Genomic DNA, 13,897 nt, shown 5'->3' with positions numbered 1-13,897 from the left:
TTTATAATAAGGGCAGGTATGACAAGGCGGTTATCCGCACCGGTTGGCGCGGGCAGCCGTTCCCTTTGGGATACTTTCAAAAATGAGAGGAGAAAGAACAATGGGCTTAGGTAAAAAAACCGTTGAGGAACTGGACGTTAAGGGCAAGCGCGTTCTGGTGCGCTGCGATTTCAACGTTCCCATGAAGGAGGGCGTTATCACCAACGATAACCGCATCGTTGCCGCCCTGCCCACCATCAAGAAGCTGATCGAGAATGGCGGCAAGGTGATCCTGTGCAGCCATCTGGGCAAGCCCAAGAACGGCCCCGAAGAGAAGTTCAGCCTGGCTCCCGTGGCTGTGCGCCTGAGCGAGCTGCTGGGCCAGCCCGTGGTGTTCGCCAATGACGACACCGTTGTGGGCGAGAACGCCAAGGCCGCTGTTGCCGCCATGAAGGACGGCGACGTGGTTCTGCTGCAGAACACCCGCTTCCGCAAGGAGGAGACCAAGAACCTGCCCGAGTTCAGCGAAGAGCTGGCCAGCCTGGCTGACTGCTATGTGAACGACGCCTTCGGCTCTGCTCACCGCGCTCACTGCTCCACCGCCGGCGTGACCGACTACATCAAGGACACCGCTGTTGGCTACCTGATGGAGAAGGAGATCCGCTACCTGGGCAACGCCGTGAACGATCCTGTTCGCCCCTTCACCGCCATCCTGGGCGGCGCCAAGGTTGCCGACAAGCTGAACGTGATCAGCAACCTGCTGGAGAAGGTGGACACCCTGATCATCGGCGGCGGCATGGCCTACACCTTCCTGGCTGCCAAGGGCTACGAGGTTGGCACCAGCCTGGTGGACAACGAGAAGCTGGACTACTGCAAGGAAATGATGAAGAAGGCCGAGGAGAAGGGCGTAAAGCTGCTGCTGCCTGTGGACACCGCTGTTGCCGCTTCCTTCCCCGATCCCATCGACGCTCCCATCGAGGTTCAGATGGTTGCTGCCGACGCCATGCCTGCCGGCATGATGGGCCTGGACATCGGACCCGAGACCGAGAAGCTGTTTGCTGACGCCGTGAAGGCCAGCAAGACCGTTGTATGGAACGGCCCCATGGGCGTGTTCGAGAACCCCACCCTGGCTGCCGGCACCCTGGCCGTTGCCAAGGCCATGGCCGAGTCCGACGCCACCACCGTGATCGGCGGCGGTGACAGCGCTGCTGCCGTGATGCAGCTGGGCTTCGCCGACAAGATGACCCACATCTCCACCGGCGGCGGTGCTTCTCTGGAGTACCTGGAAGGCAAGGAGCTGCCCGGCATCGCCTGCATCCAGAACGCCTGAGTTCTAAAACCCAAAGCCTCAGTCGCCCCCCTTTGGCCGGGCGGCTGGGGCCTTTTCCGATGTATTGAGCAGGCGCCCGCCCGAATTGTGCGGCGCTGCCCACATAATCTGAAACAAAGTGAGGAATTTCACCATGGATAAAGCAAACCGCAAGGCGATCATCGCCGGCAACTGGAAGATGAACAAGACCGCCACCGAGGCTGTGGAGCTGATCGACGCTCTGATCCCCGCTGTGAAGGACGCTGACTGCGAAGTTGTGATCTGCACCCCCTTCACCACCCTGGCCACCGCTGTGGAAAAGACCAAGGGCACCAACATCCATGTGGGCGCCGAGAACGTGCACTTCGAGAAGAGCGGCGCGTTCACCGGCGAGATCAGCGCCGACATGCTGGTTGACCTGGGCGTTGAGTATGTGATCACCGGCCACTCCGAGCGCCGTCAGTACTTCGCTGAGACCGACGAGACCGTGAACAAGCGCACTCTGGCTGCTCTGAACGCCGGCCTGAAGGTGCTGGTATGCGTGGGCGAGAACCTGACCCAGCGCGAGCAGGGCGTGACCGAGGAGCTGGTCCGCATGCAGACCAAGATCGCCCTGAACGGCGTAACCGCCGAGCAGATGGCCAATGTCATCATCGCCTACGAGCCTGTTTGGGCCATCGGCACCGGCAAGACTGCCACCAGCGATCAGGCTCAGGAAGTCTGCGCTGCCATCCGTAAGGTTCTGGGCGAAGTGTACGGCGAGGCCGTTGCCAAGGCTACCACCATTCAGTACGGCGGCAGCATGAACGCCGGCAACGCCGAAGAGCTGCTGGGCAAGCCCGACGTGGACGGCGGGCTGATCGGCGGCGCTTCCCTGAAGGCCGACGCCTTCGCCACCATCGTGGCTGCTGCCAGCAAGTAAGCTCCCCGAAAGAGTCTTTGCGTCACGGGGGCATCGAACCCCCGCGCCGCAACGGCGGGGCTTTGCTGGCCCTTTGCGCCTTCGCGCAGTAGCTGGCGCAAAGCCGTGCACCCCGCAGCCTTGCTGCTGTAGGGCGCTGCCAGCAAGTAAGTTTTTCTGAAAACACCTTTGCGGCGGGCATTTTTCCTTTGCCGCAGGCTGCAAAAAAAACTTCCGGCAAAATCATTCTTTCGCCATAGCGTGCCGCCTCGCCCGGTGGGCCGGGCGGCGCGGTTTTTATTCACTTTCAATCATTAAGGAGTAATCCATTATGTCTAAGAAACCCCTGATGCTCTGCATTCTGGACGGCTTCGGCTGGGTGCCCAACAAGACCGAGGGCAACGCCATCGTGGCCGCCAAAACCCCCAATCTGGACAAGCTGTTCGCCACCTGCCCCTACACCACCATCGGTGCTTCCGGCATGGACGTGGGCCTGCCCGACGGCCAGATGGGCAACAGCGAGGTTGGTCACACCAACATCGGCGCCGGCCGCATCGTGTACCAGGAGCTGACCCGCATCACCAAGGCCATTCAGGACGGTTCCATCCGCTCCAACGAGGCCATTGTGAACGCCATGAAGGCTGCCATCGAGAACGGCAAGGCCATCCACCTGATGGGCCTGCTGTCTGCCGGCGGCGTGCACAGCCACATCCAGCACCTGTTCGGCCTGCTGGACATGGCCAAGGATATGGGCGCCAAGGAAGTTTACGTTCATGCCATCATGGACGGCCGTGACGTTCCCCCCGATTCCGGCAAGGGCTACATCGACGAGCTGCAGGCAAAGCTGGACGAGCTGGGCGTGGGCAAGATCGCTTCCATCTCCGGCCGTTACTACGCCATGGACCGCGACAACCGCTGGGATCGCGTGGAGAAGGCCTACGCTGCCTTCGTATACGGCGAAGGCGTGAAGGGCACCCCCGCTGAGGTGATGGCAAACAGCTACGCCGAGGGCGTGACCGACGAGTTCGTGGTACCCGCCGTGACCTGCGAGGGCGGCCGCGTATCCGAGGGCGACACCGTGATCTTCTTCAACTTCCGCCCCGACCGTGCCCGTGAGATCACCCGCACCTTCGTGGACGACGCCTTCAACGGCTTCGAGCGCAAGAACGGCCGCTTTGCCGTGAACTACGTCTGCTTCACCCAGTACGACGCCACCATGCCCAACGTGGAGGTTGCCTTCAAGCCCCAGAGCCTGACCAACGTGATGGGCGAGTACCTGGCCAAGTGCGGCAAGACCCAGCTGCGCATCGCCGAGACCGAGAAGTACGCCCATGTGACCTTCTTCTTCAACGGCGGCGTGGAGGCTCCCTTCGAGGGCGAGGATCGCGCCCTGATCGCCAGCCCCAAGGTTGCCACCTACGACCTGCAGCCCGAGATGAGCGCCTTCGAGGTTGCCGACGAGTGCGTCAAGCGCATCGAGAGCGGCAAGTACGACGTGATCATCCTGAACTTCGCCAACTGCGACATGGTCGGTCACACCGGCATCTTCGAGGCCGCTGTGAAGGCCGTTGAGGCTGTGGACACCTGCGCCGGCAAGGTCATCGACGCGGTTCTGGCTGCCGGTGGTCAGGTTCTGCTGACTGCCGACCACGGCAACGCCGACCAGATGCGCGAGCCCGATGGCGCTCCCTTCACCGCTCACACCACCAACCCGGTTCCCTTCCTGGTGGCCGGCGCCGGCGACGTGAAGCTGCGCGAGGGCGGCGTTCTGGCGGACATCGCTCCCACCATGCTCAAGCTGATGGGCCTGCCCCAGCCGGAAGAGATGACCGGTAAGAGCATCATCGAGTAATTTTTCCGGGGCCATTCTCCCGGCCCCGCTGCCCCCGGCATGCCCTCTGGTATGCCGGGGGCTTTTTCACACTTTTTTCAATCTTTTTTACGGGACAAACTCCCCCTTGACGGTGTATGATTAAAATGATAGAATAATTTGATTTTTGTATTCTGAAGGCAGCACCGCATCATTCCAGGTGGTGGAGCACGCCGAAAATTTTTTGCGGAATGAACCAAAAAGCGCAGGCAATCCTTTGTGGCTTGACGAGCATTTTTGGAAAATTCCACGGAAAATTTTGGCGCGATACGCCGCCTGAGCCCTTGGGCGTGAATGGTGCGGTGGTGCCTTATTAACCCACTTGCAAGGAGGGATTTGATATGAGGAAGCATTGGCTGCTGCGTGCAGGCGCGGCCTTCACCGCCGCCGTGCTGCTGGCAGGCTCGGTGGCCTTTGCTCAGGACGAGGTGACCGAGGAGGACATCCAGGATCTGCAGAACAAGGTGGATCAGGCCCAGAATCAGGCCCAGCAGGCCGCCGAGGACGTGCAGGACGACATGGACGCCAAGGCCCAGGCCGAGCTGCAGGCCCAGATGCTTCTGAACCAGATCAACAGCCTGAGCGACGCCCAGGCCGGCATTCAGGATCAGATCGCCCAGTGCGCCGAGCAGATCGCCGCCACCCAGCAGAGCTACGACGAGACCATGAAGGAATACAAGGCCCAGCTGCAGGCCATGCAGAAGCTGGGCGATTCCGGCGGCATCTCGCTGCTGCTGCAGGCAAACAGCCTGTATGAGCTGCTCACCTTCCCCTCCAACCTGCAGCAGTTGAGCAGCTACACCGACAGCCTGCTCACCGAGCTGCAAACCCAGAAGCAGGCCATTCAGGACCTGAGCGACGAGCTGGAGGGCAAGCGGGCCACCGCCGCCGAAAACCAGCAGCAGCTGGAGGAAACCCGCAAGGAGTATCAGGCCCAGGTGCAGAAGCTGGACAGCCAGATCAGCGCCGGCACCGCCGAGCAGATTGCCTACGAGGCGGAATACGAGATGCGCAAGGAGGAGCTGCAGGCCGCCGAGGCCCAGCTGGAGCAGCAGATCGCAGACGCGCTGGCCAAGGCGGAAGCGCAGGCCACCCCCACCCCGGCGCCCACGCCGGAGCCGACCCCCGAACCGACCCCGGAACCCACGCCCGAGCCCACACCGGAAGCCACCCAGGCCCCGGACGGCGAGAACGGAGAAACCGGCGACGGCAGCGAGGGCGGCGAAAGCCAGCCCACCCCGGAACCCACACCCGCACCCACGCCGGCTCCCACCCCGTCGCCCGCGCCCACGCAGGCGCCCAGCACCGGCCTTTCCATGACCTGGCCGCTGCCCGGCTACTCCAAGCTGTCCACCCATTTTGGTGAGGTGATCTACGGCAGCGCCCATTATGCCATCGACATTCCCGCCCCCCAGGGCACGCCCATTGTGGCGGCGGCGGACGGCACCGTGCTGCTGGCAGGCTGGAACTCCAGCTACGGCTACTGGGCCCTGATCAACCACTCGGACGGCATCTCCACCGTATACGCCCACATGGCCGAGGGCACGCTGGCGGTGAGCGCCGGCCAGACGGTGACAAAGGGCCAGACCATCGGCGGCGTGGGCAGCACCGGCTTTTCCTCCGGCAACCACCTGCACTTTGAGGTGCGCAAAAACGGCCAGAAGGTGGATCCGCTGAACTACGTCTCCCCCTGACCGGCCCCTTTTTCTCAAACGCAAAAGCCCCGCCCCGGAAGAGTTTCCGGGGCGGGGCTTTTCTTATGGCCTTGGGGGAAAAGGCCGTTGCAGCCTCAAATCAATGCTTTTTGTAGCCGCACTTGGGGCATACGCCGTTCTCGTTCAGGGCGATGCCGCACAGGGGGCAGCGGTCGATGTTGTTGTGGGTCTCGAACTCGGCGCTGGCCGCGTTCACGCCGCTGGTGAAGGTGATCTTGGCAATGTTCAGCTTGTCCTTCAGCAGGTCGTACACGATCTTGATCATGCCTTCCACGGTCAGGGTCTCTTTGGTCACCACCAGGCGGCACTCCGGGTAGGCGGTGGCCAGCTCGGTCTGAAAGGCGGGGCCCTTCATCTGGTTCTGGGGTGCGCCATCGCGGATGCCCTGCTCCTCATACACCTTCAGCACCGCGGGCAGCAGGGGGTCATCCTGCCGCAGGATCAGCGCGTGGTCAAAGTTCTTCAGCACCTCCCAGGCGGTTTTCTGGATCTCGTTGCAGGGGAACACCATGTTCACGCCGGGTTCCACCGTGTCCTCCACTTCAATGGTCAACACGCCGGTGTGCCCGTGCAGGTACTGGGCTTCGCCCTTGAAGCCATAAAAACGGTGGGCGTACTGCAGGTCTAATGTGGTGATACTTCTCATGGGATAACCTCCTTAACTGTTTTAATTGCTTGCTTTGGGGAGCCTTTCCCCGGCCGCCGGGGGATGCGGCCATATCATTACCCGCCATACAATGGCCCGGGCACTTGGGGAAAAGGCATTAACAGGAATATTTCCTGTTAAGAGAATATATGATTTTCACTCCGTTGTCAAGAATAATTCCTATTATTTTTTCAAAAGCCTGCAAATAAGCCATTTTGTATAAAAAATCCGCCGCTGTTTTTGTTGCAAACAACGGCGGTCGGGAAGGCATACAGAAGCGCCCGCGGGGATTTTGTCCGCCGCGGGCGCTTTGTGCTGCGTATTTGTATGTAACAATCAGAACTTGGCCAGTACCTTGCCTTCGTCCTGCCGGTCGAAGAGCACCGCGCTGATGTGGTCCAGATAGATCAGGGCCAGATGCTTGCCGCTGTCGGCCTTGTAGGCCTCTTTCAGGTCGGGCATGGCCTCGTACACCGCCGCGTAGGTCTCGGGGCTGCGGTCGAAGTTCACGGTGCCCTGAATGCGCAGAAAGGTCTCCTCGCCCGTGGCCACACACAGCTCCAGATTGGTGTTGTCCAGCAGCTGCTTGTAGGCTTCCTTGTCCTTGCACAGGGCCAGATAGAAGTAGCCCTTGTAGATCATGTAATGGTTCACAGGGCGCACACGGGGGCAGTAGCCCTCCACCGTGGCCAGATACATCGTGGGTCTTGCCTTTAAAAGCTCCATCAATTCATCCATCATGAATCCCTCTCTCCCAGCGTGCCCGGTCCGCTGCCCCCTGCCGGGGCCTTTGCCGCGCGGTGCAGGCCGCTTTTCTTCTATTATAGCATCCATCCCCCGGGGTGCAAGCATAAATTTACTCGGGCACCACCTGGAATGATGCGGTGCCGCCTTGCAGGTTCTCGCCTGTTCCTTTTAGAAAGGCACTCACACCTCCACCACGCCGGTGTAAACGGTTTTGGCCGGGCCGGTCATCCGGATCTGCCAGTCCTCGTCCACCCGGATGGTCAGCCGCCCGCCGGGCAGATCCAGCGCAATGTCGGCCCCGGCGTCGCACAGGCGCAGCATCACCGACGCGGCCGCCGCCGCGCAGGCACCGGTGCCGCAGGCCAGCGTCTCGCCGCTGCCCCGCTCCCACACCCGCATGGCCAGATGGTTTTTGCCCATCACCTGAATGAACTCGGTGTTCACATGCTCCGGGAAGGCGGGGTGATTTTCAAACCCGGGGCCAATGCGCTCCAGATCCAGCGCCTGCACATCGTCCACCACGGTCACGCAATGGGGGTTGCCCATGGAGATGGCGGTCACCTGCCAGGGCTGGCCCTCCACCGCGATGGCCCGGTTGATCACCGGATTCGGCCCAAGGCCCTTCACCGGCACCAGCGCCGGCTCGAACTCCGCCCGGCCCATTTCCACCTGCCATACGCCCTCGCCCTTGCGGGAAAGGTGCTTCACCCCCGCCAGCGTCTCGATGGTCATCTCGTCCCCGGCCACCCCGTGCTCATACAGCCACTGGGCCACGCAGCGGATGCCGTTGCCGCACATGGCGCTCTCGCTGCCGTCCGCATTGAACATGCGCATGGTGGCGTCGGCCACGTCGGAGGGGGCGATGCAGATCAGCCCGTCCGACCCGACGGAGAACCGCCGGGGGCTCAGAAGCCGGCTCAGCTCCGGCGCGTTGTCGATCATGCCCGTAAGGCAGTCCAGATAAATATAATCGTTGCCGCAGCCATGCATTTTCGTGAATTCCAGCCGCATGCCCATCGCCTCCTGTTGCGTTCGGGCACGCCGTGCGGCCCGTTGATTCTGCTTTTATTATAGCCGCATTTGGCCCGGCGCACAAGAAGCGGCTTCGTGGGCTTTTTTTGCCCGTTTTTCCGGATTTAACCCTTGACAAGGCCCCCCAGATACGCTATAAAATGTATAGTGATCTACGGTGGAACGCAACTTTTGCGCTTCGCCCCGAACAAGCCCGGCACCGGGCATAAATAAGGAGAGTTTTGGAATATGGATACTTTCGAGCGCATCCGTGAGCTTCTGGCGGAGCAGCTGGACATCGACGAGGAAAAGATCACCATGGACAGCAACATCCTGGAGGACTTCGAGGCCGACAGCCTGGACGTGGTCGATATGGTCATGAGCCTGGAGGATGAGTTCGGCGTGGAGATCCCCGACGAGGAGATCGAGAATCTACACACCGTGGGCGATGTGGTTCGCTACGTGGAAGACAACACCTGATCCCCCCAATCACATCATGCTGCCTCCCCGGCAGGCCGGCCGGCCCGCCTGGGGGGCTTATTTTTGCCCGGGGACTCCGGGGCGACGAATAAGGAAGGAAAAAGCAAATGAGCGAGCAGAAGAAGAAACTGGTGGAGGCCATTACCCCCATCAACGAGGACTTTACCCAGTGGTACACCGACGTATGCCTGAAGGCCGAGCTGGTGGACTACTCCACCGTGAAGGGCTGCATGATCCTGCGCCCCTACGGCTACGCCATCTGGGAGAACATCACCCACATTCTGGACGGCATGTTCAAGGCCACCGGTCACGAGAACGTGGCCATGCCCATCTTCATCCCCGAAAGCCTTCTGCAGAAGGAAAAGGATCACGTGGAGGGCTTTGCCCCCGAGGTGGCCTGGGTCACCTACGGCGGCGCCGAGAAGCTGGAAGAGCGCATGTGCGTGCGCCCCACCAGCGAGACTCTGTTCTGCGACCACTTCGCCCATGTGCTGCATTCCTGGCGTGATCTGCCCATGAAGTATAACCAGTGGTGCAGCGTGGTGCGCTGGGAAAAGACCACCCGTCCCTTCCTGCGCAGCCGCGAGTTCTGGTGGCAGGAGGGCCACACCATCCACGAGACCGCCGAGGAGGCCAGGCAGGAGACCGAGCAGCAGCTGAACACCTACGCCGACTTCTGCGAGAACTACCTGATGATCCCCGTGGTGAAGGGCAAAAAGACCGATAAGGAAAAGTTTGCCGGTGCGGAAGCCACCTATACCATCGAGGCCATGATGCACGACGGCAAGGCCCTGCAGAGCGGCACCAGCCACTACTTTGGCGACGGCTTCTCCCGCGCCTTCAACGTGCAGTTCACCGGCCGCGACAACACCCTGCAGTACCCCCACCAGACCAGCTGGGGCGTGTCCACCCGCCTGATCGGCGCCATCATCATGACCCACGGCGACGACGAGGGCCTGATCCTGCCTCCCGCCATCGCCCCCTTCCAGGTGGTCATCGTGCCCGTTGCCGCCCACAAGCCCGGCGTGACCGAGAAGGCCGAGGAGCTGGCTGCCCGCGTTTCCAGGTTTGCCCGCGTCAAGCTGGACAACAGCGATAACTCCCCCGGCTGGAAGTTCAGCCAGTGGGAGATGAAAGGCGTGCCCCTGCGCCTGGAGATCGGCCCCAAGGACATCGAGAAGAACCAGTGCGTGCTGGTGCGCCGCGATACCCGCGAGAAGTACTTCGTGAGCCTGGACGATCTGGAGACCGAGATCCCCCGCCTGCTGAATGAGCTGGCTCGGAACATCTACAACCGTGCTCTGGAAAACCGCGAGAACCGCACCTGGAGCGCCACCACCATGGACGAGGTCAAGGAGCTGGCCGAGAAGAACAACGGCTACATCAAGACCATGTGGTGCGGCGATCTGGCCTGCGAGGAGAAGATGAAGGAAGAGGTTGGCCTGTCCAGCCGCTGCATGCCCTTCGAGCAGGAGCACATCAGCGACGTTTGCCCCTGCTGCGGCAAGCCCGCCAACCTGATGGTCTACTGGGGCAAGGCTTACTAAGCCGCACCCTTCGCAGCCCATATTCTGCAACAACAAGCCCGCCCCCTCGGATACTTCCGAATGGGCGGGTTTTCTGTTCTGCACAAAAAACGCAGGCATTTTTCTCCTTCTCCCCGGCCCGGGTTTTGCCCCGTTTGTGCAATGAGCGGGGCCTTCGGTTCGTTTTCAGGGTAACAGGAATATTTTTTAAAATTCTTTTCCATTCTCCACACAAAGGAGGGAATCCGTATGACCCGCAGCTTGTTCCGTTTTGCCGCGCTGGCGCTCTGCGCCGGGCTGCTTTTCACCGGCTGCACCCCCGCCGCGCCCCCGGCTCCGTCGGCCCCGGCCAGCTCTGCTGCCGCCGAAAGCGATGCGCCCGCGCCCACCACCATCCCCCTGCCGGATCCGCTGCCGGAGCCCCTGCAGCCCACCGAGGAGGAGCTGGCCGCCCTGACCGACGCCATCGAGGAGCAGTTCCGGGGCGACTGGGAGCGGCCGGGCTACTATCTCTCCGCCCGGCTGGACAGCGTGCGGGTGATTCCGCCAAAGGAATGGGAGGATCTGCAGCTGCCCCTCACCAGCGGCAACACCCAGCTGGAGGGCAAAAGCTGGATGGACTGCATTGCCGACCCGGGCGGCTGCCTGCTGATGGCCCAGACCACCACCGAATACGCCCCGGAGACCATCATCGCCGGGCCCCAGTATTCCGACGGAGTGATGACCCATGTGTATCTGGCGGTGAACAGTGAAGAGGGCTGGACCATCGCAGACGATTGGCGCTATTATCAGGGCAGCGAGCCCCCCGAGCCCAGCCCCGACCCGGCCCAGGAGGAGCTGGGCCTGACCCGGAACCAGTGGGTGATGCTGCAGCATCAAACCCGGGCGCTGGCCCTTTCCGGCATCTTCCGGGATCTTGACGATCCCTTAACCGAACTGACCGCCGAGGAATGGGCCAATTACCTGTATGCCCGATCCGAGAGCTGGTTCGGCCTGGCGGAGGACGGCTCCACCGAAGCCCCCGCAGGCACCATTTTCCGGGCGGACTTCACCGACCGGATCAGCGGCGAAGACCCGCTGCCCGCCGCACTGGAAAACACAGAGGAGCCGCTGCCCGCCCCCTGTGCGGCCTGTGAGGAGATCAACGCGCTGCTGGCGGCGAATCCGGATGCCATTGCCTATTCCCGCACCGGCGACGTGGTCACCGCCACCCTGACCCTGCCGCTGGAAAGCGGAACCGTCACCATGGAATACACCTTCGGCCTTGTGCCGGACGACCCCGCCCCCTTCAGCCGCACCTGGCTGCAAAGCGCCCGCCGGGCGTAAGTTGTTCCCGCAAGCCCGCCGCGTGTTGCTCCGGCAAGCCGAACCGTCTGCATGATTCCCCAAAAGGAGGGAGTTTCCATGACCCGCAGCGCCTTCCGCCCTGCCGCTCTGGCCCTTTGTGCCGGGCTGCTGTTCCCCCTTTTCACCGGCTGTGCCCCCGCCGCGCCCGCGTCTTCCCGGACTCCGGCCAGCTCTGCCGCCGAAAGCGCCCTCACCGTCACGCTGCCGGACCCGCTGCCCGAGCCCATCCAGCCCACCGGGGAGGACCTGGCCGCCATCACCGATGTGCTGGAGACCCGGTTCCGTGCCGACTGGGACCGGCCGGGCCGGTACCTGACCGCCCGGCTGGACAGCGTGCGGGTGATTCCGCCGGAGGAGTGGGCGAGCCTCCAGATTCCGCTGACCGACAACACCCCCTGGCTGGACGGCAGAAGCTGCCTGGGCTGCATCGCTGACCCGGGCGGCTGCCTGCTGATGGTGCGCACCAGCACCGAATACACCCCCGAGGCCATTCTCTGCGCTCCCCAGTACTCCGACGGGGTGGCAAACCGTGTGTATCTTGCCCTGAAGGAGGAGACCGGCTGGACCATCGCGGACGGCTGGAGCTATTATATGGGCGGCGAGCCGCCCACCCCCGGCACCGACCCCATGCAGCAGGAGCTGGAGCTGACCATGCAGCAGTGGCTCATGCTGCAAAACCAGACACGGGCGCTGGCCCTTGCCGGCATCTTCCGGGATCTTGACGACCCCTTAAAGGAGCTGAGCGCCGCCGAGTGCGCCTGGTATCTGTACGCCCGGTCCGAGAGCTGGTTCGGCCTGACCGACGAGGGTCGCACCGACACGCCCTCCGGCATCATCTTTCAGGCGGATTTCGCTGAGGAAAACGCCTCCTGGGCCAGCGACTGGCGGGGCGGCGGACCCTGCATGCCGGTGGCCCTGCAGGGTCCGGAGGAGGTGTTCCCCGCCCAAAACCCGGACGGGGAAGCCATCCGCGCCGCGCTGGACGCGAACCCGGACGCCATTGTGTATGAGCGCACCGGCGACCTGGTCACCGCCACCCTGACCCTGCCGCTGGAAAGCGGAACCGTCGCCATGGAATACACCTTCGGCCTTGTGCCGGACACCACCGGCCCGGTGAGCCGCACATATCTGCAAAGCGCCCGGCGCATCTGACCGCCCGACAGCAAAACAGCCCCCGGCCCTGCACAAGGCAGGCCGGGGGCTTGGCTTTTTCAGCTTTCTATCACAAAGATTTTTCCGGTGCGCTCCACCACCCGGAATCATGCGGTGTTGCCCGAAGGATTACGGAATTCCCAGTATATCATGAAAATAGGGCAGCGTAGAAAATCCATATTTTCGGGTGTATTCCCGCTGGTGCAGAGTTTTTTTGCCCGTAACATGATTCATATATGTACATACATAACGGTTCACCTGCTCCACAATCTTGGGCAGATTCGCACGCATCTCGTTGTATTCATCCTGATCCACAACTGCAGGCCGATTGCTATCCAGATATCTGGATTCCTTCACGATCACGATTTTGGAATAGTCCAGCCCGGACCGGAATGCCTTTGACCGGGCCGTTCCGGTGAACAGAAACGCATTTTTATGCCCGATGGAGGAGCGGAACGGTACACAGATAAAATACCCTTCATGGGTCTCAATCAGCAGGCAGGAATACGGCCTTCCCTGCTTGTGCATCAGCTCCGGGTAAACGGAAGCAGGATAATCCTGCATAAAATCCTGCGACAGCAAATAAAGCGATTCCAGATACTCCATAATGTCTCCTCAAAAAATCAGGGCTGACTTAAAAAGCCAGCCCTGATTTTGAAATTCTTCGCTCGGTCAATTTTATTTTACCGATGTGTCAGAACCGTCACACATCTTCTTCACCCGGTCAATTTTATTTTACCGACGAGTCAGAACCGTCACTCGTCATCTTCCAGCGAAGGGAAGAGGGCAACGCCCTTCCTCCATCTTTATTATATAGCATATACCAAAAAACCGCAAGCAATTCTTTCTGCCATTTCCTGTCTTTGTCCGTCGCTGTTATGCCTGATCCAGAATCTCATCCAGAAAACGTTCCATCTCCTCCAGGGTGCAGCCCATCCGGCCCATGGCCCGCTCTTCCTCTGCCGCCAAAAGCTGCTTCAGCAGTCTTTCCCGGCTTTCAAAACGCTCCTGTTCCATCGTCACTCTATCCCCTTTGCCTTGTGATGTCGTTTGCTTTTATTGTATGCCGCCGTCCTTTCCCCGTCAATTCAACAGCTCCAGCTCCACCCTTTTTCCTGCCAAAGTTTTTGCCTGTTTTTCGGCCAATTTGCCTATTGACAGGGTAGGTTTTTCTTTGATATGTTGGGTTCAATCTTATTTTTTTGGCAAAACGC

Annotated in this window: 13 protein-coding genes; 8 read left to right on the top strand and 5 right to left on the bottom strand. The window is 61.3% G+C overall.

Annotated elements, in window-relative coordinates; translation table 11 throughout:
* The first annotated feature begins 100 nt into the window (after window positions 1-100).
* The 4 genes from EDD77_RS00480 to EDD77_RS18635 all read left to right on the top strand — a co-directional run bounded on the left by EDD77_RS00480 (window position 101) and on the right by EDD77_RS18635 (window position 5,753).
* Window positions 101-1,309 (top strand): phosphoglycerate kinase, encoded by a 1,209-nt coding sequence (locus EDD77_RS00480; protein ID WP_058964114.1) that lies wholly within the window; start codon window positions 101-103, stop codon window positions 1,307-1,309.
* A gap of 133 nt (window positions 1,310-1,442) precedes the next feature.
* Entirely contained in the window at window positions 1,443-2,210 is a 768-nt protein-coding gene (gene tpiA / locus EDD77_RS00475; RefSeq protein WP_058964113.1) for a triose-phosphate isomerase, read from the top strand.
* Window positions 2,211-2,520: 310 nt separating this feature from the next.
* Entirely contained in the window at window positions 2,521-4,041 is a 1,521-nt protein-coding gene (gpmI, locus tag EDD77_RS00470; RefSeq protein WP_058964112.1) for a 2,3-bisphosphoglycerate-independent phosphoglycerate mutase, read from the top strand.
* A 359-nt stretch (window positions 4,042-4,400) separates the two neighbouring features.
* Window positions 4,401-5,753 carry a murein hydrolase activator EnvC family protein gene (locus EDD77_RS18635; protein WP_058964111.1) on the top strand — a complete coding sequence of 451 codons (1,353 nt, stop codon included), beginning with the start codon at window positions 4,401-4,403 and terminating at the stop codon, window positions 5,751-5,753.
* A gap of 100 nt (window positions 5,754-5,853) precedes the next feature.
* On the opposite strand, the gene EDD77_RS00460 is transcribed toward EDD77_RS18635, so the two are convergent.
* The 3 genes from EDD77_RS00460 to dapF all read right to left on the bottom strand — a co-directional run bounded on the left by EDD77_RS00460 (window position 5,854) and on the right by dapF (window position 8,178).
* Window positions 5,854-6,420 (bottom strand): 6-pyruvoyl trahydropterin synthase family protein, encoded by a 567-nt coding sequence (locus EDD77_RS00460; protein WP_058964110.1) that lies wholly within the window; start codon window positions 6,418-6,420, stop codon window positions 5,854-5,856.
* Between the two features lie 336 nt (window positions 6,421-6,756).
* Entirely contained in the window at window positions 6,757-7,161 is a 405-nt protein-coding gene (locus tag EDD77_RS00455; RefSeq protein WP_087183033.1) for a pyridoxamine 5'-phosphate oxidase family protein, read from the bottom strand.
* 186 nt (window positions 7,162-7,347) lie between these two features.
* A complete protein-coding gene (gene dapF / locus EDD77_RS00450; RefSeq protein ID WP_058964108.1) occupies window positions 7,348-8,178 on the bottom strand; it encodes a diaminopimelate epimerase in 831 nt (276 codons plus the stop codon).
* 249 nt (window positions 8,179-8,427) lie between these two features.
* Between dapF and acpP the strand changes: the two genes are divergently transcribed.
* The 4 genes from acpP to EDD77_RS00430 all read left to right on the top strand — a co-directional run bounded on the left by acpP (window position 8,428) and on the right by EDD77_RS00430 (window position 12,683).
* Window positions 8,428-8,658 carry an acyl carrier protein gene (acpP, locus tag EDD77_RS00445; protein WP_058964107.1) on the top strand — a complete coding sequence of 77 codons (231 nt, stop codon included), beginning with the start codon at window positions 8,428-8,430 and terminating at the stop codon, window positions 8,656-8,658.
* A gap of 107 nt (window positions 8,659-8,765) precedes the next feature.
* A complete protein-coding gene (gene proS / locus EDD77_RS00440; protein WP_058964106.1) occupies window positions 8,766-10,205 on the top strand; it encodes a proline--tRNA ligase in 1,440 nt (479 codons plus the stop codon).
* 228 nt (window positions 10,206-10,433) lie between these two features.
* A complete protein-coding gene (locus EDD77_RS00435; protein ID WP_058964105.1) occupies window positions 10,434-11,510 on the top strand; it encodes a hypothetical protein in 1,077 nt (358 codons plus the stop codon).
* Window positions 11,511-11,588: 78 nt separating this feature from the next.
* Entirely contained in the window at window positions 11,589-12,683 is a 1,095-nt protein-coding gene (locus EDD77_RS00430; RefSeq protein WP_058964104.1) for a hypothetical protein, read from the top strand.
* A gap of 129 nt (window positions 12,684-12,812) precedes the next feature.
* On the opposite strand, the gene tenpIN is transcribed toward EDD77_RS00430, so the two are convergent.
* Window positions 12,813-13,289, bottom strand: coding sequence for a type III toxin-antitoxin system TenpIN family toxin (tenpIN, locus tag EDD77_RS00425; RefSeq protein ID WP_058964103.1), 477 nt, complete (start codon window positions 13,287-13,289; stop codon window positions 12,813-12,815).
* Between the two features lie 270 nt (window positions 13,290-13,559).
* Window positions 13,560-13,700: a hypothetical protein gene (locus EDD77_RS17935; protein ID WP_156417374.1), complete on the bottom strand. Its 141-nt coding sequence runs from the start codon at window positions 13,698-13,700 to the stop codon at window positions 13,560-13,562.
* Between the last annotated feature and the right edge of the window lie 197 nt (window positions 13,701-13,897).

Source organism: Allofournierella massiliensis (genome assembly GCF_004345265.1).
GTDB classification, from domain to species: Bacteria; Bacillota; Clostridia; order Oscillospirales; family Ruminococcaceae; genus Allofournierella; species Allofournierella massiliensis.
This window is presented reverse-complemented; position numbering and strand designations above follow the sequence as displayed.

Coding starts and splice junctions, on each gene's coding strand:
- EDD77_RS00480 (WP_058964114.1), top strand. CDS start 101: ATGGGCTTAGGTAAAAAAACCGTTGAGGAACTGGACGTTAAGGGCAAG.
- tpiA (WP_058964113.1), top strand. CDS start 1,443: ATGGATAAAGCAAACCGCAAGGCGATCATCGCCGGCAACTGGAAGATG.
- gpmI (WP_058964112.1), top strand. CDS start 2,521: ATGTCTAAGAAACCCCTGATGCTCTGCATTCTGGACGGCTTCGGCTGG.
- EDD77_RS18635 (WP_058964111.1), top strand. CDS start 4,401: ATGAGGAAGCATTGGCTGCTGCGTGCAGGCGCGGCCTTCACCGCCGCC.
- EDD77_RS00460 (WP_058964110.1), bottom strand. CDS start 6,420: ATGAGAAGTATCACCACATTAGACCTGCAGTACGCCCACCGTTTTTAT.
- EDD77_RS00455 (WP_087183033.1), bottom strand. CDS start 7,161: ATGATGGATGAATTGATGGAGCTTTTAAAGGCAAGACCCACGATGTAT.
- dapF (WP_058964108.1), bottom strand. CDS start 8,178: ATGCGGCTGGAATTCACGAAAATGCATGGCTGCGGCAACGATTATATT.
- acpP (WP_058964107.1), top strand. CDS start 8,428: ATGGATACTTTCGAGCGCATCCGTGAGCTTCTGGCGGAGCAGCTGGAC.
- proS (WP_058964106.1), top strand. CDS start 8,766: ATGAGCGAGCAGAAGAAGAAACTGGTGGAGGCCATTACCCCCATCAAC.
- EDD77_RS00435 (WP_058964105.1), top strand. CDS start 10,434: ATGACCCGCAGCTTGTTCCGTTTTGCCGCGCTGGCGCTCTGCGCCGGG.
- EDD77_RS00430 (WP_058964104.1), top strand. CDS start 11,589: ATGACCCGCAGCGCCTTCCGCCCTGCCGCTCTGGCCCTTTGTGCCGGG.
- tenpIN (WP_058964103.1), bottom strand. CDS start 13,289: ATGGAGTATCTGGAATCGCTTTATTTGCTGTCGCAGGATTTTATGCAG.
- EDD77_RS17935 (WP_156417374.1), bottom strand. CDS start 13,700: ATGGAACAGGAGCGTTTTGAAAGCCGGGAAAGACTGCTGAAGCAGCTT.